The sequence below is a fragment of the Neisseria sp. P0004.S004 genome (assembly GCF_051963335.1).
Lineage (GTDB): Bacteria > Pseudomonadota > Gammaproteobacteria > Burkholderiales > Neisseriaceae > Neisseria.
The window spans coordinates 17,834-37,968 of record NZ_JBQCUK010000008.1 but is presented as its reverse complement, the minus strand read 5'-3'; the positions used below and the strand labels follow the sequence as shown (position 1 = coordinate 37,968).

The 20,135-nt window shown below is 46.3% G+C and carries 16 protein-coding genes and 4 tRNA genes; 1 reads left to right on the top strand and 19 read right to left on the bottom strand.

Annotated elements, in window-relative coordinates:
• Positions 1-161: 161 nt before the first annotated feature.
• From rpoC to ACTHRY_RS08050, 16 genes are all read right to left on the bottom strand, one after another.
• Positions 162-4,337 (bottom strand): DNA-directed RNA polymerase subunit beta', encoded by a 4,176-nt coding sequence (rpoC, locus tag ACTHRY_RS08125; protein ID WP_049323746.1) that lies wholly within the window; start codon positions 4,335-4,337, stop codon positions 162-164.
• A gap of 155 nt (positions 4,338-4,492) precedes the next feature.
• Entirely contained in the window at positions 4,493-8,671 is a 4,179-nt protein-coding gene (rpoB, locus tag ACTHRY_RS08120) for a DNA-directed RNA polymerase subunit beta (RefSeq protein ID WP_049323747.1), read from the bottom strand.
• A 189-nt stretch (positions 8,672-8,860) separates the two neighbouring features.
• On the bottom strand, positions 8,861-9,232 hold the full coding sequence (rplL, locus tag ACTHRY_RS08115; protein WP_003677916.1) for a 50S ribosomal protein L7/L12: 372 nt from the start codon (positions 9,230-9,232) through the stop codon (positions 8,861-8,863).
• 57 nt (positions 9,233-9,289) lie between these two features.
• A complete protein-coding gene (gene rplJ, locus ACTHRY_RS08110) occupies positions 9,290-9,790 on the bottom strand; it encodes a 50S ribosomal protein L10 (RefSeq protein ID WP_003680699.1) in 501 nt (166 codons plus the stop codon).
• Positions 9,791-10,013: 223 nt separating this feature from the next.
• Positions 10,014-10,709, bottom strand: coding sequence for a 50S ribosomal protein L1 (rplA, locus tag ACTHRY_RS08105; protein ID WP_003677918.1), 696 nt, complete (start codon positions 10,707-10,709; stop codon positions 10,014-10,016).
• On the bottom strand, positions 10,709-11,143 hold the full coding sequence (gene rplK / locus ACTHRY_RS08100) for a 50S ribosomal protein L11 (protein WP_002220151.1): 435 nt from the start codon (positions 11,141-11,143) through the stop codon (positions 10,709-10,711). The genes rplA and rplK overlap by 1 nt, the downstream gene beginning before the upstream one ends.
• Before the next feature lie 104 nt (positions 11,144-11,247).
• Positions 11,248-11,781: a transcription termination/antitermination protein NusG gene (nusG, locus tag ACTHRY_RS08095; protein WP_003680697.1), complete on the bottom strand. Its 534-nt coding sequence runs from the start codon at positions 11,779-11,781 to the stop codon at positions 11,248-11,250.
• A gap of 2 nt (positions 11,782-11,783) precedes the next feature.
• Positions 11,784-12,059 carry a preprotein translocase subunit SecE gene (gene secE / locus ACTHRY_RS08090; protein WP_004521090.1) on the bottom strand — a complete coding sequence of 92 codons (276 nt, stop codon included), beginning with the start codon at positions 12,057-12,059 and terminating at the stop codon, positions 11,784-11,786.
• A gap of 131 nt (positions 12,060-12,190) precedes the next feature.
• A tRNA-Trp gene (locus tag ACTHRY_RS08085) sits at positions 12,191-12,266 on the bottom strand.
• Positions 12,267-12,272: 6 nt separating this feature from the next.
• A complete protein-coding gene (gene tuf / locus ACTHRY_RS08080) occupies positions 12,273-13,457 on the bottom strand; it encodes an elongation factor Tu (RefSeq protein WP_004520187.1) in 1,185 nt (394 codons plus the stop codon).
• Positions 13,458-13,507: 50 nt separating this feature from the next.
• Positions 13,508-13,582, bottom strand: a tRNA-Thr gene (locus ACTHRY_RS08075).
• Positions 13,583-13,591: 9 nt separating this feature from the next.
• A tRNA-Gly gene (locus tag ACTHRY_RS08070) sits at positions 13,592-13,665 on the bottom strand.
• Positions 13,666-13,697: 32 nt separating this feature from the next.
• Positions 13,698-13,781: transfer RNA gene (locus ACTHRY_RS08065), tRNA-Tyr, on the bottom strand.
• Positions 13,782-13,879: 98 nt separating this feature from the next.
• Positions 13,880-14,131 carry a YfhL family 4Fe-4S dicluster ferredoxin gene (locus tag ACTHRY_RS08060; RefSeq protein WP_003679513.1) on the bottom strand — a complete coding sequence of 84 codons (252 nt, stop codon included), beginning with the start codon at positions 14,129-14,131 and terminating at the stop codon, positions 13,880-13,882.
• 122 nt (positions 14,132-14,253) lie between these two features.
• Positions 14,254-14,826: a 16S rRNA (guanine(966)-N(2))-methyltransferase RsmD gene (gene rsmD / locus ACTHRY_RS08055; RefSeq protein ID WP_107867952.1), complete on the bottom strand. Its 573-nt coding sequence runs from the start codon at positions 14,824-14,826 to the stop codon at positions 14,254-14,256.
• Between the two features lie 128 nt (positions 14,827-14,954).
• On the bottom strand, positions 14,955-15,338 hold the full coding sequence (locus ACTHRY_RS08050) for a helix-turn-helix domain-containing protein (protein WP_107867953.1): 384 nt from the start codon (positions 15,336-15,338) through the stop codon (positions 14,955-14,957).
• 123 nt (positions 15,339-15,461) lie between these two features.
• On the opposite strand from ACTHRY_RS08050, the gene ACTHRY_RS08045 reads away from it, so the two are divergent.
• The gene (locus ACTHRY_RS08045; protein ID WP_070711750.1) at positions 15,462-15,833 is read left to right on the top strand and encodes a hypothetical protein; all 372 of its coding nucleotides are present in this window, start codon (positions 15,462-15,464) and stop codon (positions 15,831-15,833) included.
• 234 nt (positions 15,834-16,067) lie between these two features.
• Here the strand turns inward: ACTHRY_RS08045 and topA are convergent, their stop codons facing one another.
• The 3 genes from topA to dprA all read right to left on the bottom strand — a co-directional run bounded on the left by topA (position 16,068) and on the right by dprA (position 20,118).
• Entirely contained in the window at positions 16,068-18,374 is a 2,307-nt protein-coding gene (topA, locus tag ACTHRY_RS08040) for a type I DNA topoisomerase (protein ID WP_440374185.1), read from the bottom strand.
• Between the two features lie 73 nt (positions 18,375-18,447).
• Positions 18,448-18,903 carry a DUF494 family protein gene (locus ACTHRY_RS08035; protein ID WP_004520184.1) on the bottom strand — a complete coding sequence of 152 codons (456 nt, stop codon included), beginning with the start codon at positions 18,901-18,903 and terminating at the stop codon, positions 18,448-18,450.
• 24 nt (positions 18,904-18,927) lie between these two features.
• On the bottom strand, positions 18,928-20,118 hold the full coding sequence (gene dprA / locus ACTHRY_RS08030) for a DNA-processing protein DprA (RefSeq protein WP_004520183.1): 1,191 nt from the start codon (positions 20,116-20,118) through the stop codon (positions 18,928-18,930).
• Positions 20,119-20,135 lie beyond the last annotated feature (17 nt).

Here is a 20,135-nt window from a genome sequence, read left to right as displayed (position 1 = left end):
GACTGATAAAGTTTAGTGTTTTTCTATTTATCTTTAAAATTTTGGAAGCAATGGCCGTCTGAAAGATTCAGACGGCCTCACTCTCTACTCTATCCTAAGCCCTCTTAAAATAAAACCGCAAGACTAGCTTGCGGTTTTATTTTCACGAAAACCCTTCCGGATTATTCGTCTGAAGCTTCGATTTCAGAAGCCTCTTGATCGGCTTGCTGCCATTGTTGGTGACGGCTGCGGTGGTAGGTCAAACCTGTACCGGCAGGAATCAATCGACCAACAATCACGTTCTCTTTCAAACCGCGCAGCTCGTCTTGTTTGCCCATGATAGCGGCCTCGGTCAAGACGCGGGTTGTTTCTTGGAACGATGCAGCAGAAATGAAGCTGTCGGTAGACAAGGAAGCTTTGGTAATACCCAACAACACATTTTCATAACGTGCCGGCTCTTTGCCTTCAGCGATGGCTTTCTCATTGGCAAGCATCACATCGCTACGCTCGACTTGTTCACCAGTAATAAACTCTGTATCACCAGCATCCACAATGTTCACACGGCGCAGCATTTGGCGGATGATGACTTCGATGTGTTTATCGGAAATCTTCACACCTTGCAGGCGGTAAACCTCTTGTACCTCTTGAACAATGTAGCGAGCCAATGCTTCGATACCTTGAAGGCGCAGAATGTCGTGCGGATCTACGGCACCGTCCACAATGGTTTCACCGCGGTTTACCACTTGACCGTCGTGTACCAAAATCTGTTTCTCTTTAGAAATCAGCGTTTCGTATGCTACACCGTCTACGTCGGTAATAATCAGACGCTGTTTACCTTTGGTTTCTTTACCGAAGGAAACGGTACCGGTAATTTCAGCCAACATGCCGGCATCTTTCGGCACGCGTGCTTCAAACAACTCAGCAACGCGCGGCAAACCACCGGTAATATCGCGGGTTTTAGAAGACGCTTGAGGAATACGCGCCAGCACATCACCCTTACCGACTTCCTGACCTTCACGGACAGTAATCACTGCACCGACCGGGAACGCCATAGAAACCGGCGTAGTCGTGCCTGGGATACAGATTTCCAAACCATTTTCATCCAACAGTTTGACAGTCGGACGCAACAATTTAGAAGCACCGGAGGAGCGACGTTTGCCGTCGATGACCACCAAAGTGGACAAACCGGTTACATCATCGGTCTGTTTCGCAACGGTTACACCCTCTTCTACGTTTTCGAATTTCACCAAACCTGCATGTTCGGTAATCATCGGACGGGTATGCGGATCCCAAGTTGCCAAAGTTTGACCGGCTTTAATGGCCTCGCCGTCTTGTACCAACAGGATTGCACCGTAAGGTACTTTGTGGCGTTCACGTTCACGGCCGATTTCATCGTGAATCACAACTTCACAAGAGCGGCCGATGACAACCAATTCGCCTTTGTTGTTGGCAACGTAACGCATTTGGCTGCTGAAACGAGCTGTACCGTTGGATTTGGCTTCCACTTGGCTGGCAGCGGCCGCACGGGATGCCGCACCACCGATGTGGAACGTACGCATGGTCAGCTGAGTACCTGGCTCACCAATAGATTGTGCAGCAATGACACCTACAGCCTCACCGGCATTAACCAGTTTACCGCGCGCCAAGTCGCGGCCATAACAGTGTGCACACAAACCATGACGGGTCTTACAAGTAATTGGCGTACGGACTTTAACCTCGTCAACACCAGATTGGTCAATGATATCGACTAATTTCTCAGTCAGCAGTGTACCTGCCTCAACCAATGTTTCTCCTGTTGAAGGATCAACAACATCTGATGCAGTAACACGACCCAAAATACGATCGCGCAATGCTTCAATTACGTCACCGCCTTGTACTACTGCTTTCATGACAAAGCCGTCTGAAGTACCGCAATCATCTTCAACAACGACCAAGTCTTGAGTTACGTCTACCAGACGACGGGTCAGGTAACCGGAGTTCGCGGTTTTCAACGCGGTATCCGCCAAACCCTTACGCGCACCGTGGGTCGCAATAAAGTATTGCAATACGGTCAAACCTTCGCGGAAGTTGGAGGTAATCGGCGTTTCAATAATGGAGCCGTCAGGTTTGGCCATCAAACCACGCATACCGGACAACTGTTTAATCTGAGCCGCAGAACCACGGGCACCAGAGTCGGCCATCATGTAAATAGAGTTGAAGGATTCTTGATCAACTTCGTTACCGTCACGGTCGATAACTTTTTGTTTAGACAAGTTATCCATCATCGCTTTAGCAATTTTATCGCCGGCACGACCCCAAATATCGACTACTTTGTTGTAGCGTTCGCCGTTGGTGACCAAACCTTGACGGTATTGGTCTTCGATTTCTTTAACCTCGGCATTGGCTTCAGCCAACAAGGCTGCTTTCTCTTTCGGAATTTCCATATCGTCAACAGCAATGGAAATACCGCCTTTAGCCGCAAAACCGAAACCGGTATACATCAAGTGGTCGGCGAAAATAACTGTTTCACGCAGGCCGCACAAACGGAATGATGCGTTAATCAGTTTAGAAATTTCTTTTTTCTTCAGCGCTTTGTTGATGTACTCGAATGGCAGGCCTTTAGGCAAGATTTCGCTCAACAATGCACGGCCGACTGTTGTTTCGTAACGGTTAACAACAGGTTCAAACTCACCTGCTTCGTTTTTCACCCATTCGCGCAGGCGTACGGTAATTTTCGTACCCAACTCAACCTGTTTGGTATGGTATGCACGATGTACTTCTTTCACATCGGCAAACAGGCTGCCTTCGCCTTTGGCATTGATACGGTCGCGGGTCATGTAGTACAGACCCAATACGATGTCTTGGGAAGGTACGATAATCGGTTCGCCGTTAGCTGGAGACAATACGTTGTTTGAAGCCAGCATCAAAGTGCGCGCTTCCATTTGTGCTTCCAAGCTCAATGGAACGTGCACGGCCATTTGGTCACCGTCAAAGTCGGCGTTAAATGCGGCACATACCAATGGGTGCAACTGAATCGCTTTACCCTCGATCAGGATAGGTTCGAACGCTTGAATACCCAAACGGTGCAGAGTTGGCGCACGGTTCAGCATAATCGGATGTTCGCGGATAACTTCTTCCAAGATGTCCCATACTTCAGGTACTTCTTGCTCTACCAATTTTTTCGCAGCTTTAACGGTAGAGGCCAAACCTTGTTTTTCCAATTTATGGAAAATGAACGGTTTGAACAATTCCAAAGCCATTTTCTTCGGCAGACCGCATTGGTGCAGACGCAGGTATGGGCCTACGGTAATCACGGAACGACCGGAGTAGTCCACACGTTTACCCAGCAGGTTTTGACGGAAACGACCGCCTTTACCTTTAATCATGTCTGCCAATGATTTCAGCGGACGTTTGTTGGCACCGGTCATGGCTTTACCGCGACGGCCGTTATCCAACAGAGAGTCAACCGCTTCTTGCAACATACGTTTTTCGTTGCGGACGATGATGTCAGGCGCATGCAGTTCCAACAGACGTTTCAGACGGTTGTTACGGTTGATAACGCGACGGTACAAATCGTTCAAATCGGAAGTGGCAAAACGACCGCCATCCAATGGAACCAAAGGACGCAAATCAGGTGGCAATACCGGCAGCACATCCATAATCATCCACTCCAGTTTCATACCGGAACGATGGAAGGCTTCCAACACTTTCAAGCGTTTGGCAATTTTTTTGATTTTGGTGTCAGAACCGGTAGATTCCAGCTCTTGACGCAGGATCTCGATCTCGCCGGCAATATCCAAGGTACGCAGCAATTCGCGGATACCTTCCGCACCCATTTTGGCATCAAAGTCGTCGCCGTATTCGTCCAGCTTGTTGTAGTAATCGTCTTCAGTCAGCAATTGACGGCGTTGCAACGGAGTCATGCCGGGATCGGTTACCACAAATGCTTCAAAGTACAATACACGTTCGATATCACGCAACGTCATGTCCAATACCATACCCAGGCGGGAAGGCAGGGATTTCAAGAACCAGATGTGGGCAACAGGCGCAGCCAATTCGATATGGCCCATGCGTTCGCGGCGCACTTTAGACAGGGTAACTTCTACACCACATTTTTCACAGGTTACGCCTTTAAATTTCAAGCGTTTGTACTTACCGCACAAACATTCATAGTCTTTGACCGGACCAAAGATTTTGGCGCAGAACAAACCGTCGCGCTCAGGTTTGAACGTACGGTAGTTAATGGTTTCAGGTTTTTTAACTTCGCCATAAGACCATGAGCGGATGGTTTCGGGAGAGGCAATACCGATTTTGATGGCATCAAACTCTTCTTCCATGCCGGCGGTTTGCAACGGATTAAATAAGTTCAACAAATTCATTTTTGCTCCTTGAAGGAAGTATTTTTACCGCGTGGCGGATTTTCGATATTGGAAACGGTACTTTTGATTTCAGACGGCCTAAATGCCGATTGCTTTATTCTTATTCTGAAACCGCTTTTTCAGACGACCTTAAAAGGCCGTCTGAAAACTTCTGTTTAGTAGCGTTCCAAATCGATATCCAAGCCCAGTGAGCGAATCTCTTTAACCAATACGTTGAAGGATTCAGGCATACCGGCATCGATTTTGTGTTCGCCTTTGACGATGTTTTCGTACATTTTGGTACGACCGTTCACGTCGTCGGACTTCACTGTCAGCATCTCTTGCAACGTGTATGCTGCACCGTATGCTTCCAGCGCCCAAACCTCCATCTCACCGAAACGTTGGCCACCGAACTGGGCTTTACCGCCCAGAGGTTGTTGGGTAACCAGACTGTACGGACCGGTTGAGCGGGCGTGCATTTTTTCATCAACCAAGTGGTGCAGTTTCAGATAGTGCATCACACCGACTGTTACCTTGCGGTCAAACGGTTCGCCAGAGCGTCCGTCATACAGCGTGATTTGGGTTTTGCTGTCGTTAAAGCCCAATTTTTCGACTTCAGGATCATCGCTTGGATAAGCCAAGTTCAACATTTCGCGGATTTCAGACTCTTTCGCACCGTCAAACACTGGGGACGCGAAAGATGCGCCTTTACGCAAGTTAGAAGCCAATTCAATGATTTCTTCATCTGTCAGGCTGTCTAAATCTTCTTTCTTACCGCTGCTGTTGTAGAGTTTATTCAAGAATTCACGCAGCTCGCTGGCGTTGCGTTGCTCTTTCAGCATACGGTCGATGCGCTCGCCGATACCTTTTGCCGCCCAACCCAAGTGAACTTCTAAAATCTGACCGATGTTCATACGGGAAGGTACGCCCAACGGGTTCAGTACGATATCCACCGGACGTCCGTCAGCCATGTAAGGCATGTCTTCCACCGGCAGAATGCGTGATACCACACCTTTGTTACCGTGGCGACCCGCCATTTTGTCACCGGCTTGCAGACGGCGTTTGATGGCGATAAATACTTTCACCATTTTTTGTACGCCCGGTTGCAGCTCGTCGCCTTGAGTCAGTTTTTTCTTCTTAATCTCATACAACTCGTCCGCTTCTTCGCGTTTTTGTTGCAGGCTCAATTTAATCAGTTCCAACTGTTTGGCCAAATCTTCGTCAGCCAGGCGGATATCGAACCAATCATGTTTGCTGGACAGGCTTGCCAGATATTCAGTAGTAATCTCGCTGCCTTTAGCCAGCTTCATCGGGCCACCGTTGGCTTTTTGGCCGACAATCATGCGCTCAATACGGTCAAATGCATCGTTATCAAAAATACGCAACTGGTCGCTCAAGTCTTGACGGTAACGTTTCAGCTCAGAATCAATAATGGATTGGGCACGTTTGTCGCGTTGGATACCTTCACGGGTAAAGACTTGAACGTCGATAACGGTACCGCTCATGCCGGTAGGCATACGCAATGAAGTATCTTTTACATCAGACGCTTTTTCACCGAAGATGGCACGCAACAGTTTTTCTTCAGGAGTCAGTTGAGTTTCGCCTTTAGGCGTTACTTTACCTACCAAGACGTCACCGGCTTCTACTTCCGCACCGATGTAAACAATACCGGATTCATCCAAACGGTTTTGCATACGTTCGGACAAGTTCGGAATATCACGGGTAATGTCTTCCGCACCCAGCTTGGTATCACGGGCAACAACGTTCAATTCCTCAATGTGAATCGAAGTATAGCGGTCATCCGCAGCCACTTTTTCGGAAATCAGAATCGAGTCTTCGTAGTTGTAACCGTTCCACGGCATAAAGGCGATGGTCATATTTTGACCCAAAGCCAATTCGCCCAAATCGGTGGATGCACCGTCGGCAATCAAATCACCGCGTTGCAAAACATCGCCTGCCTTGACAGCCGGACGTTGGTTGATGTTGGTAGATTGGTTGGAACGGGTAAATTTAACCAAGTTGTAAATATCGACACCCACTTCACCGGCAGTCGCCTCATCGTCATGGACACGAATCACCACACGGTTAGCATCTACATACTCAACCACACCGCCGCGGCGGGCAACGATTGCAGTAGCAGAGTCAACGGCAACGGAACGCTCAATACCGGTACCAACCATCGGTTTTTCAGGACGCAGGCACGGTACTGCCTGACGTTGCATGTTGGCACCCATCAATGCACGGTTCGCGTCATCATGCTCCAAGAATGGAATCAGAGATGCCGCTACAGATACCACTTGACCAGTTGCCACGTCCATATATTGGACACGGTCAGGCGTTGCCATAATGGTTTCGCCTTTTTCACGACAAGTAACTAAATCGCCAATCAAATTACCGTCTTTGTCCAAATCTGCATTCGCCTGTGCAATCACATAGCGGCCTTCTTCGATGGCAGACAAGTAATCGATTTCTTCAGTTACCTTACCATTAACAACGCGACGGTAAGGTGTTTCCAAGAAACCATAATCATTGGTGCGCGCATAAACGGACAATGAGTTGATCAAACCAATGTTCGGACCTTCAGGTGTTTCAATAGGACATACACGGCCATAGTGGGTCGGATGTACGTCTCGCACCTCAAAGCCTGCACGTTCACGGGTCAAACCACCCGGGCCCAATGCAGATACACGGCGTTTATGGGTTACTTCAGACAATGGGTTGGTCTGATCCATAAACTGGCTCAATTGGCTAGAACCGAAGAATTCTTTAATCGCAGCAGAAACAGGTTTCGCATTAATCAAGTCATGCGGCATCAAGTTCTCAGATTCTGCTTGATTCAAACGTTCTTTAACGGCACGTTCTACACGAGCCAAACCACTACGGAATTGGTTTTCTGTCAACTCGCCTACGGAACGAACGCGACGGTTGCCCAAGTGGTCAATATCATCTACTTCGCCATGACCATTACGCAATTCAACCAATGTAGCAATGGAAACTACAATGTCTTCTACGCTCAGAACGTAACCGCCTTTTTCAGCTGCGCCAGCCAAAGTCTCATTTAACAGACGGCCATACCAAGAGTTTTGTTGTGCTTCGGACAATTTTTGCTCATATGTGCGCGTATTGAATTTCATACGGCCTACACGAGACAAGTCATAGCTGTCTTCACTGAAGAACAAACGGTTGAAGAGCTGCTCGACAGCTTCTTCGGTAGGTGGTTCGCCAGGACGCATCATGCGGTAAATTGCTACACGCGCAGCTTGTTGGTCGGCTGTTTCATCTGTACGCAGAGTGCTGGAAATATAACCGCCCTGATCCAATTCATTAATATACAGGGTAGTAATTTCTTTTACGCCGTTAATATCAAGTTTGGCCAACAGCTCTTCTGTGATTTCATCATTAGCAGAAGCCAATACTTCGCCGGTTTCCGGATCAATCAGATCAGTAGCCAATGCTTTACCCAACAGGCTTTCTGGTTCCACATCCAGTCGAGTCAAGCCCGCATTGGTAATATCACGGATATTTTTCGCAGTAATACGTTTACCTTTGGCAACCAATACATTGCCTTCTTTATCCAAGATATCAACTTTGGCAGTTTCGCCTTTCAGACGGCTTACAACCAGATCTGTTTGAACACCGTTTGGAGACAAATAGAAAGTTTCTTTGTCATAGAAAATATCCAAGATTTGTTCATTGTTGTAGCCCAAGGCTTTCAACAAAATCGTAACCGGCATTTTACGGCGACGGTCGATACGGAAATACAACAAATCTTTTGGATCAAATTCGAAATCCAACCATGAACCACGGTAAGGAATAATACGAGCAGAGAACAACAGCTTACCGGAGGAATGAGTTTTACCACGGTCATGCTCAAAGAACACACCTGGAGAACGGTGCAACTGGGAAACAATTACACGCTCTGTACCATTGATGACAAAAGAGCCACTTGGCGTCATCAATGGGATTTCGCCCATATATACTTCGTTTTCGCGAACTTCTTTTACAGTCGGTTTAGACGCTTCTTTATCCAAAATCACCAAACGGATACGTGCACGCAATGGAGCCGCATAAGTAATACCGCGCAATTGACATTCAGGAATATCGAACAAAGGTTCGCCCAATGTGTAATGCACAAACTCCAATCGCGCATAACCATTATGGCTCACAATCGGGAAAATAGAATTGAATGCTGCTTGCAGACCATCATCAGTACGTTGGTCAAAAGCGTTTTCCAGCTGCAAAAATTTCGCATAAGAATCAATTTGGGTTGCCAGCAGGAAAGGAACATCCAAGACATTCTCTCGCTTTGCAAAACTCTTACGGATACGTTTTTTCTCGGTAAACGAATAGCTCATATACACTCCGAAAAGCAATTTTAAATAATAGGCCGTCTGAAACAACGACATGCATCAACTTAATATTTACATTTATTTGCAATGATTTTATAAAAACTATGCAAATGAATGTAAACAATGCCTAATGCTTATTTTAAGAAGCAAAATAAGGCTGGCAGAAAACTGCCAGCCTTTACAGGAAGCATCAAATTATTTGATTTCGACTTTAGCGCCGGCTTCCTCCAGTTGTTTTTGGATGTCTTCAGCTTCAGCTTTAGAAACACCTTCTTTCAGAGTTTTAGGTGCACCGTCAACGATGTCTTTAGCTTCTTTCAGACCCAAGCCAGTGATAGCGCGGACAACTTTAATCACGCCAACTTTTTGATCACCAGCAGAAGCCAATACTACGTCAAATTCAGTTTTTTCTTCAGCAGCAGCTGCACCAGCACCTGCAGGACCTGCAACTGCAACAGCAGCAGCAGAAACGCCAAATTTCTCTTCAAAAGCTTTAACCAGGTCGTTCAATTCCATTACGGTCAAAGAACCAACGGCTTCCAAAATGTCTTCTTTAGTAATAGCCATGCTATTTTACTCCAAGTATTGTATTAAAAAATAATTGATTAAATGAAACAAAATCGATTAAGCGGCTTCTTCACCGGCTTTTTTCTCTGCCAAAGCAGCCAAACCACGTGCAAAGCCTGATACAGGAGCTTGCATAACGAACAACAGTTTGGACAACAGCTCTTCGCGGCTTGGAATAGAAGCCAACTCAGCAACCTGAGCAGGATTCATCACTTCGCCATTGTAAGAACCGGCTTTAACGATGATTTTGTCATCTTTTTTCGCGAATTGGTGCAGCACTTTAGCAGCAGCAACAGCATCTTCAGAAGCAGCGTAAACCAATGGACCAACCATTTGATCGGCCAAACCTGCGAATGAAGTACCCTCTACTGCGCGACGAGCCAGAGTATTTTTCAGAACGCGCAAGTAAACGCCTTCTTTACGTGCATTCGCACGAAGCTCAGTCATGCTGGAAACACTGATACCGCGATATTCAGCGACTACGAGAGTTTGAGCGTTAGCAATTGCTGCGCTAATTTCCTCTACGGCCACTTTCTTGGTTTCAATATTGAGACTCAAGGTCTACCTCCCACTGTTTATAAACAGGATACCGAAATGATATCCCACCAGCGCGGTAACCTAAAAAGACATCTTACAAGCAATCTTGCAATGTGTTTCAGGACTACCGTCTGCGTAGGGCAGTTACGATTAAATCTTACGATCCCTACGGTCTTGGACATCTACTTAATTTTAAGTAGCCCAAATTCAGGCAACCCAGAAAGCCGGATCACCTGAAAATTTCTTAGTTATTCACGCTTGCAGTATCAACGCGAACACCCAAACCCATGGTGCTGGATACAGCAACTTTTTTCAGGTACTGACCTTTAGCAGCAGCAGGTTTGGCTTTAACGATAGCATCCAGCAACGCATTGAAGTTTTCTTTCAAGTCAGCTTCAGCGAAAGAAGCACGACCGATAGTTGCATGAACGATACCGGCTTTATCTGTACGGTATTGTACTTGACCTGCTTTTGCATTTTTAACTGCTTCAGCAACGTTAGGAGTAACAGTACCTACTTTAGGGTTTGGCATCAGACCACGAGGACCCAAGATGGTACCCAATTGACCAACGATACGCATTGCATCAGGAGAAGCAATAACAACGTCAAAGTTCAGGTTACCAGCTTTGATTTCAGCAGCCAGATCTTCAAAACCGACGATATCTGCACCCGCTTCTTTAGCAGCATCTGCATTTGCACCTTGTGTAAATACAGCTACGCGAGTTGTTTTACCGGTACCTTTAGGCAGAACGACTGAACCACGGATAACTTGGTCAGATTTACGAGGATCAACGCCCAAGTTGAAAGATACGTCAACAGACTCGTCAAATTTAGCAGTAGCAGCTTTTTTAACCAAAGCAATTGCTTCGTCGATTGCGTACAGTTTGTTAGCTTCAACAGAAGAGCGCAGAGCTTTCAAGCGTTTAGATACTTTAGCCATTATACAACACCCTCCACATCCAAGCCCATTGAGCGAGCAGAGCCGGCAATAGTGCGAACAGCCGCATCCAAGTCAGCAGCAGTCAAATCAGGCTCTTTAGTTTTAGCAATTTCTTCCAACTGGGCGCGGGTCAATTTACCCACTTTATTAGTCAGAGGATTAGAACTACCTTTTTGCAGACCAGCAGCTTTTTTCAACAAGATAGAAGCTGGAGGGGTTTTCATCACAAAAGTGAATGATTTATCCGCAAATGCAGTAATAACGACTGGAATTGGCAAACCAGGTTCCATACCTTGGGTTGCAGCATTAAATGCTTTACAGAATTCCATGATATTCAAACCACGTTGACCCAAAGCAGGACCAACTGGGGGAGATGGATTGGCTTTACCTGCAGGAATTTGCAGTTTGATGTAGCCGATAATTTTCTTTGCCACTTAAGAACTCCTAAAAACGGGTATAACGCGGAACCATTCCGCTTCCCAAACAGAATTTGCGATTATATCCGCTTAAAAAAAAATTTTCAAGCGAATTAAACCACTTAAATCTTTTCAACCTGACCGAACTCTAATTCAACCGGTGTTTCACGACCAAAAATCTGAACTGAAACACGCAGTCTATTACGTTCGTAGTTAACTTCATCAACAATACCGTTAAAATCAGCAAATGGGCCTTCGTTTACTCGAACTTGCTGACCAACTTCAAACTCAACTTTTGGTTTTGGCTTCTCAACACCTGTTTTAGCTTGTTGCAAAATAGCATCTGCATCTTTTTGAGAAATTGGGATCGGGCGATTTCCACTACCGCCTACAAAACCATTTACTCGAGGGGTACTCTTAACCAAGTGCCATGAATCATCAGTCATTTCCATTTCAACCAATACATAGCCTGGATAGAATTTACGCTCACTGATGGTTTTTCGGCCATTCTTGATATCTACTACTTCCTCCACAGGAACGAGAATCTGGCCGAAATATTCTTCCATGTTTTCACGAGCAATACGCTCTTTCAATGTTTTTTGAACATTTTTCTCGAAACCGGAATAGGCCTGTACCACATACCAACGCTTTGACATCTTTACCCTTTCCTATTTAATAAAACATCAAAAAACAACCATGAAATAATTGTATCTGCCGTATAAATGAAGGCTGCTAAAACTGCAACGAAGATAATCACGAATACAGTCATTTTGACCGCTTCATCACGACTCGGCCAAACTACCTTCTTAAACTCAGTCCAAGAGCTCTTAAAATATGCAAACAGACCTTCTTTCTTTTCAGGAGCTGGCTTATTACTTACCACAACTTCCTTTTTCTGATGGTCTTCTTTGCGTCCAGACGGATGTTCTGTCATCTTTACTCACTTATCAATACCCCACCCGCCTTTATTTTAGATAGTGGCATTGATCCATTAATTAATTCCAAATAATCTTAAAACTTAAGTACAAAAAAATTAACCGGCACAAGGCCGGTTAATTTTTTATTTGGCAGGCCAAGAGGGTCTCGAACCCCCAACCCTCGGTTTTGGAGACCGATACTCTACCAATTGAGCTATTGGCCTGTAAACTTAAGCGATTACAGAAGAAACCACACCCGCACCTACGGTACGACCACCTTCGCGAATCGCAAAGCGCAGACCTTCTTCCATAGCGATAGGCGCAATCAGTTCTACAGTAATGGTTACGTTCTCACCTGGCATTACCATTTCTACACCTTCTTCCAAAGTAACTGCACCAGTTACGTCAGTAGTACGGAAGTAGAATTGTGGACGGTAGTTAGCGAAGAATGGAGTGTGACGACCACCCTCTTCTTTGCTCAGTACGTATACTTCTGCTTTGAATTTGGTGTGAGGAGTGATAGTACCTGGTTTAGCCAATACTTGACCACGCTCTACATCTTCACGTTTAGTACCACGCAGCAATACGCCTACGTTGTCACCTGCTTGACCTTCGTCCAGCAGTTTGCGGAACATTTCAACACCGGTACAAGTGGTTTTTTGAGTTTCTTTCAGACCTACGATTTCGATCTCGTCACCAACGTGGATGATACCGCGCTCTACACGACCGGTTACTACTGTACCACGACCGGAGATAGAGAATACGTCTTCGATAGGCAACAAGAAAGGTTTGTCCACAGCACGCTCAGGTGTTGGGATGTAGCTGTCCAGAGCAGCAGCCAATTCGAAGATTTTTTCTTCGTAACCAGCGTCACCTTCCAAGGCTTTCAGTGCAGAACCTTGTACGATTGGGCAGTCATCACCTGGGAAGTCGTAGCTTGACAACAAGTCACGGATTTCCATTTCAACCAGTTCCAACAACTCGGCATCGTCAACCATGTCGCATTTGTTCATGAATACGATGATGTAAGGTACACCTACTTGGCGGGCCAACAGGATGTGTTCGCGAGTTTGCGGCATAGGACCATCAGCTGCGGAACATACCAAGATCGCGCCGTCCATTTGGGCAGCACCGGTAATCATGTTTTTAACGTAGTCGGCGTGGCCCGGGCAGTCTACGTGTGCGTAGTGACGGGTTTCAGTTTCGTATTCTACGTGTGAGGTATTAATGGTAATACCACGAGCTTTTTCTTCAGGAGCGTTGTCGATTTGGTCGTAAGCTTTTGCAGCGCCACCGAATTTTTTAGCCAAAATAGTAGTCAAAGCAGCAGTCAGAGTGGTTTTACCATGGTCAACGTGACCGATGGTGCCAACGTTTACGTGCGGTTTGCTACGTTCAAATTTTTCCTTAGCCATGGCAATATCCTATAATCTAAGCTTTTTGAAAATAAAGGGTAATAATGAGATGGTGCCCATGGGCAGATTTGAACTGCCGACCTCTCCCTTACCAAGGGAGTGCTCTACCCCTGAGCTACATGGGCGAAATTGTTTGGAGCGGGTGAAGGGAATCGAACCCTCACCGTAAGCTTGGAAGGCTTCTGCTCTACCATTGAGCTACACCCGCATACTCACTTTTTTGCTCCAAGTAAGAATTTTTGGTGGAGGGAGAAGGATTCGAACCTTCGAAGCTCACGCAACAGATTTACAGTCTGCCCCCTTTGACCGCTCGGGAATCCCTCCAAAAGAGAACGTCAGTTTATTGGCAACTCAGATTTCCGTCAAGATTTTTTTTCATTTATTTCTTTAAAAATATCCAAGCTTTTGCTTTTAAACACTATTTATTTAAACTGAATGATTTTTTCGTACTTAGCCATCAGCTCTTCGTGCGTTTCAGGATGCTCTTCATCAATCAAGATACAGTCGACAGGACATACCTGTTGGCACTGAGGCTCATCGTAATGGCCTACACATTGCGTACACAAATTTGGATTGATTTCGTAAATTTCTTCACCTTGCGAAATGGCATCATTAGGGCATTCCGGCTCGCACACATCGCAGTTAATGCACTCATCTGTAATAAAGAGCGACATTTCTATTTCCTTTTTTCTTAAATTATCAAAACCGATTGGGCGCGGATTATAGCACAAATGACGTCGGAACAATCCGTTTGAAAGAATGTTTTACACCTTGGGAATGATTCTCAAATTCTATACTATTCAGCAACTTGCGAATAGAGTAACAATTCAAACCTACTCATTCCCGCCTTTCCTTCCCGATAAACTTCCAGCCAATCCGGTTTTTCAGGCAGCTTCCCTGCTTCAATATAGACCATTGCCCCATTTTTCAAGTGGCTTTGCAATCGGATAAACAGATTTTGCCAATCTTCCCATGCAAATGGCGGATCAAGAAATATGACATCAAATTTTTCAGACGGCCTTGTCAGATAAATCATGCCGTCTGAACACTCGATTTCCACCTGTTTCAAACCTAATTCACGGATATTTTTCTGAAGCGTTTGAACTGTTTGGCGGTGGTTATCGACCATTACCACTTTTGCCGCATTACGAGAAGCAGCCTCCATTCCCAAAGCACCGCTGCCGCTGAATAAATCTAATATTGTTTTTCCAGTTAAATCCTGACCCAACCAGTTAAACAGTTTTTCACGCACGCTGTCAGGCGTCGGGCGCAGACCGTCTGCAGATAAAAATGTTAACTTTCGCCCCCTGCATTGTCCGCCAATGATACGTACTTGATTGCTGTGTTTGGAATGTTTGTTATTTGCCATAATTCTTAAAAGATGCCGATTTTTCAGACGGCCTCAATTATATAGTGAAACTGCTATCAAGCCGTATTTCATATTCTTTTAGATACAACAAGGCCGTCTGAAAATCATTTTTCAGACGGCCTAGGCTTTTACTTCTGCACAGAAGCAGCCAGCTGTCTCAACAACTCAATTTCCTTATCCTTCTGCTCCAGCATTTCCCGGCAATGTTTTAACTCCTGATTCAACAACTCCAATTTCATAGCCATATCACTTGAAGCATATAAAGCGATATCGCCTCCACTGTCTCCTTCATTAATCTGTAAAACCATCCCGTTATTACCCGATTTCAACAAATCCCACATATCTACTTTAAAGATAGTCGCCAACTGCTCTAGTCTTGGAATATTCAATTGTGTCTCACCTCGCTCAATCTTAGCGTATCCACCGGCAGACATGGCTAACTTTTCCGCCATTTCTTCCTGAGACCATTTATTTAATTCGCGTATCAAGCGGATCTTTTCGTGAGTTTCCATAAAATTAAAGTTTCTGTATAGATAGTTGTATTATTGGGATAGATTTTAAACTTTTACTTTCTAGAATGGCAAGATTCCAACTCTTATAATTTTATTCCATTTGTCTAATAAAGGGATATCAATATGAAAATTAAAATCTTATTACTCGCCTTTTCTTTTACAGCGTTAATAGGTTGCAGCAGCGATTATGATGACGCCAAAACTTACTTAAAATGTGGCATTGCAGCAAGACATTTAGAACAATTCAAAGGGCTGAATAAAATCCAACAAAAATTAGATCGTTTTAACAATTTACAACTATTAACTCCCCGAGATATAGCCATGATGGCAGAAGAAACTAGAGAGGAAATAGGCTTATCGAATGGTGAATCTTCTGATTTTTGGAAACTACTTAAGCTAACCAAAATTTATAACTCTTCAGAATGTACAGAAATACATGAACAACCAGAAATTCCTACAGGATGGTTATACTATCTTCTTTATCCTTTTCTCTAATACATTTTGATACCTTTGCAAAATAGCCTGTTCACGAAATTTGATGTATAAAAATGTGCTAAAAATTTAGTAACTTATATGCTTGCAAAGCTCTCTGTCTTATTTGAACCAAAAATGAACCGTATTTTATCGGACTTTAAAACGACACGCGGATTCAAATAAACCAATCACAGAAAAGCAAAGGTCGTCTGAAAATTTTTCAGACGACCTTTTCTCTTTTAAACCGACCTAATCTCACTCTTTCGGTGCAGGCGGTTCAATCTGTTCTTTCCAGCCGCATTCTTTTTGCGGGCAGACTTTTTCCACGCCCCAGCGTTTGGTGGTTTTGATGGTCAATACCGGCCACGCGCATTTTGGACAGGTTTCTGCAATGGGTGGGTTCCATGTGGCGTAGTTACAATCCGGATAGGTGCTGCAACTGTAAAACAGTTTGCCGTAGCGGGATTTGCGTTCGACGAGGTTGCCTTTTTTGCATTGCGGGCATTGGACGCCGGTGTCTTTGGGTTTTTCCAACGGCTCGACATATTTGCATTTTGGATAGTTGGCGCAGCCGATGAATTTGCTGCCGGTGCGGCTGTATTTGTACACTAGGCGACCGCCGCATTTCGGGCATTCGCGTCCGTCGAGTTCGGCTTGCTCTGCTTCCGCTTTGGCGATGCGCTCGGCAGCTTCTTCGGCAGTTTCATTGACGTTGCGCGTGTAGCTGCACTCGGGATAACCGGCACACGCAACGAAACGACCCATTTTGCCGAATTTGATTTGCAGTTTGTGTTCGCCGCATTTCGGGCAGGTTTCGTCAAGTTCCTGCGTAGTAAATTTGGCGCGTTCGATGCCCTCTTTTTCTTCCACTTGCTTGATAAACGGCTTCCAGAATTTGTCCATCACGGGAATCCATTGGCGTTTGCCGTTGGCAATTTCGTCAAGCTGGTCTTCGAGTTTGGCGGTAAAGTGGTAGTCGACGTATTGGGCGAAGTGTTCGGTCAAGAATTTGTTGACGATGTCGCCTGTGTCGGTGGGCATGAAGCGTTTTTGCTCAAGGGTAACATATTCGCGGTCTTTGAGCGTGGAAATAATACTGGCGTAGGTTGAAGGGCGGCCGATACCGTATTCTTCAAGGGCTTTAACCAGCGTGGCTTCGTTGTAGCGCGGCGGCGGGGTGGTGAAGTGTTGCTCGCCGTAGAGTTTGTCCACAGGCAGTTTGTCGCCTTCACTCATTTCGGGCAGTTTTTTGCTGTCTTCGCTCTCTTCGTCATCGCTGCTTTCTTCATACACGCTCAAAAAGCCTGCGAAAGTCTGCACTTGTCCGGTTACGCGGAATACGCCTTTGCCGACGGTAATATCGACGGTGGTTTGGTCGAATTTGGCGGGCGTCATCTGACAGGCGACGGTACGTTGCCAAATCATTTGATAGAGTTTGAACTGATCTGCGCTCAAGAAGGGTTTGACGCTTTCGGGCGTGCGGTACACGGAAGTCGGACGGATCGCTTCGTGTGCTTCTTGGGCGTTTTTGGATTTGGTTTTGTACTGCTTGGCCGAACTCGGCAGATATTCTTTGCCGATTTTGTTTTCGATGTAATGGCGAATTTCAGTTAACGCTTCATCAGCCAAATTCACGCTGTCGGTACGCATATAGGTAATCAGACCGATGGCACCCTGCCCTACGTCTATACCTTCATAAAGCTGTTGGGCAGTACGCATGGTGCGGTCGGTAGTGAAACCGAGTTTGCGCACGGCATCCTGCTGCATGGTAGAAGTGGTGAACGGCGCGGCGGGATTGCGGCTGCGCTTTTTCTTTTCAATGGCGGTAACGACAGCTTCTTTGCCTTCGAGTTCTTTCAACACGTCGGCTTGCGCGGCTTCATTCGGCAGGTCGAATTGTTCGAGTTTTGCGCCGTTGTATTGGGCCAGTTTGGCGGTGAACTTACTGCGGCCTTTGTGGCTGTCGAAATGTACCGTCCAATATTCCTGCGCTTCAAACGCGCGGATTTCGTTTTCGCGCTCACAAATCAGGCGCAAAGCAGGGCTTTGCACACGGCCTGCGCTCAAACCGCGGCGGATTTTTTTCCACAACAATGGCGAAAGGTTGAAACCAACCAAATAGTCCAAAGCGCGACGGGCTTGTTGCGCATCGACCAAATCCATTTCGATTTCGCGCGGATGGGCAACCGCATCGAGCACGGCGTTTTTGGTGATTTCGTGGAACACGACACGCTGAGGCTTGATGTTTTTCAGGCCGCGTTTGGATTTGAGGATTTCCAAAAGATGCCAAGAAATGGCTTCGCCTTCTCTATCCGGGTCGGTTGCGAGGTAGATGTTTTCAGCTTCTTTGGCACCGGCAACGATGGCATCGACGTGTTTGCTGTTGCGGCTGATCAGTTGGTATTTCATGGCAAAGCCATTGTCGGGATCGACTGCTCCGCTTTTCGGAACTAAATCGCGGACGTGGCCGTAAGACGCCAAGATTTCAAAATCACCGCCCAGATATTTTTTCAGGGTTTTGGCTTTGGACGGGGATTCGACGATTAATAGGTTTTTCGCCATTGTTGTTCTCTTTTGGATGTATTGGGTTTATGTTTCAGACGGCCTTTATTATTGAGGCCGTCTGAAAAAAGGTTTAGTGCATCACGTTTTGTCCGGTCAACGCACTCATCAAGTCGTCGCCTATCAGGACGGGTAACTCGCTCTTGTGCATCCACAACACCAGCAATACCAACACTTTGGCGGTATCGAGGGTGATTTCGTCCGATGGAATGTGCATCAGGGCATGAATGACGATTTCGCGTTGCTCATAAGTAATTGCGTGTTCGGCAACCAAATACTGCATCAAGCCCATGACTTCCTGCGGCAGGTTGTCAGCTTCTTCACGGCAGAATACGCGCAGGGAGTCGCTGTTAAACGGCTCAGCATAGAATTCGGACGTATTGAACAAGACTTCCATCATCATTAATGTATTGCCGATTTCCGTAGCATCAAAACCCGCATCTTCCAAGAGGCGACCCAAATCCTCCGGAGGCGGACAATTGTCGAAATCTTGGAAGTGTTCGATTAAATAGGCAATGACTTCGGTCATGCTGGTTCCTTAAATATAGATAATTCATGCTTTGACACGCTGATAACGGCCGCCCGGCAAGGCGGCAACGATACCGTCAAGTTCGTATTCCAAAAGCTGTGCGTACACGTCTGCCGCCGCCGTATTGGTTTGTTGCGCCAAAATATCGGGATGTATCGGGTCGTAACCCATTGCTTCCAATAAAGCGCTTGTTGATGGGGCGGCAGATAGGTTTTCAGACGGCCTTTGCGGTTCATCCGCTATTGTTTTTGGTTGCAGATGTTTGGTTTGATCGTTTTTCAGTTTTACCGTCTTATTTATAGAATATGATGGAACAGGCGTATTTTGCAATAGCTGCGGACACTCATGGAGAATATCGTCCAGACATTCCACCAGTTTTGCCCCGTCTTTAATCAGCTTGTGGCAGCCTTTGCTATGCGGATTGTCTATCGACCCGGGCACCGCCATCACTTCGCGCCCCATCTCTGCCGCCAGCTTGGCGGTAATCAATGAGCCAGATTCCAATGCCGCCTCGACCACCAATGTCAGCTGCGATAATGCGGCAATCAAACGGTTGCGGCGCGGAAAGTTGCCTGCAAACGGACGCGTATCTAAAGGGAACTCGCTGACAATCAATCCCCTTTCGGCAATTTCATAAGCAAGGTTTTTATTGGACGGCGGATAAATGCGGTCTATACCGGTTCCCCAGACGGCGATGGTGCCGCCATCTGCCTGCAATGCCCCCTGATGGGCGGCGGTATCGATACCCGAAGCCATACCCGATACGACGGGAATGCCTTTTTCGCTCAACGCCCTACCGAAATCTTTGGCAATTCGCATTGCCTGCGGCGTGGCATGGCGGCTGCCGACCATCGCGGCAGAAGGTGTGTGCAGCAGCTCTGCATTGCCGCGTAAAAACAAGACCGGCGGCGCGGTAATGCCTTGTGTCAGCATTTCGGGGAAATCATCATCTTGCAGCAGCAACAAACGGCAACCGTCCTGCATTTCCCATTGTAAAGCGGCTTCAGCAGACTGCTGCGCCAAAGCCCGTTTGTCCGCATTACGCCACGACTCGGCTGCCTGTTTATGGCGCACCAACGCGGCAATTTTGTCTGCCGGCGCATTCAAGGCAGCTTGTGCGCTACCGAATTGCTGCAACAGCACCAAAAAACTTTCTGCGCCGATATAGGGCGTAAATGCCAGTTGCAACCAAGCAAAACGCTCGTTTTCCGTCATCAATCTGTTCCCTTTTC

Coding starts and splice junctions, on each gene's coding strand:
- rplL (WP_003677916.1), bottom strand. CDS start 9,232: ATGGCTATTACTAAAGAAGACATTTTGGAAGCCGTTGGTTCTTTGACC.
- tuf (WP_004520187.1), bottom strand. CDS start 13,457: ATGGCTAAGGAAAAATTTGAACGTAGCAAACCGCACGTAAACGTTGGC.
- topA (WP_440374185.1), bottom strand. CDS start 18,374: ATGGCGAAAAACCTATTAATCGTCGAATCCCCGTCCAAAGCCAAAACC.
- ACTHRY_RS08035 (WP_004520184.1), bottom strand. CDS start 18,903: ATGACCGAAGTCATTGCCTATTTAATCGAACACTTCCAAGATTTCGAC.
- ACTHRY_RS08045 (WP_070711750.1), top strand. CDS start 15,462: ATGAAAATTAAAATCTTATTACTCGCCTTTTCTTTTACAGCGTTAATA.
- rplA (WP_003677918.1), bottom strand. CDS start 10,709: ATGGCTAAAGTATCTAAACGCTTGAAAGCTCTGCGCTCTTCTGTTGAA.
- rpoC (WP_049323746.1), bottom strand. CDS start 4,337: ATGAATTTGTTGAACTTATTTAATCCGTTGCAAACCGCCGGCATGGAA.
- secE (WP_004521090.1), bottom strand. CDS start 12,059: ATGACAGAACATCCGTCTGGACGCAAAGAAGACCATCAGAAAAAGGAA.
- dprA (WP_004520183.1), bottom strand. CDS start 20,118: ATGACGGAAAACGAGCGTTTTGCTTGGTTGCAACTGGCATTTACGCCC.
- rsmD (WP_107867952.1), bottom strand. CDS start 14,826: ATGGCAAATAACAAACATTCCAAACACAGCAATCAAGTACGTATCATT.
- rpoB (WP_049323747.1), bottom strand. CDS start 8,671: ATGAGCTATTCGTTTACCGAGAAAAAACGTATCCGTAAGAGTTTTGCA.
- ACTHRY_RS08050 (WP_107867953.1), bottom strand. CDS start 15,338: ATGGAAACTCACGAAAAGATCCGCTTGATACGCGAATTAAATAAATGG.
- nusG (WP_003680697.1), bottom strand. CDS start 11,781: ATGTCAAAGCGTTGGTATGTGGTACAGGCCTATTCCGGTTTCGAGAAA.
- ACTHRY_RS08060 (WP_003679513.1), bottom strand. CDS start 14,131: ATGTCGCTCTTTATTACAGATGAGTGCATTAACTGCGATGTGTGCGAG.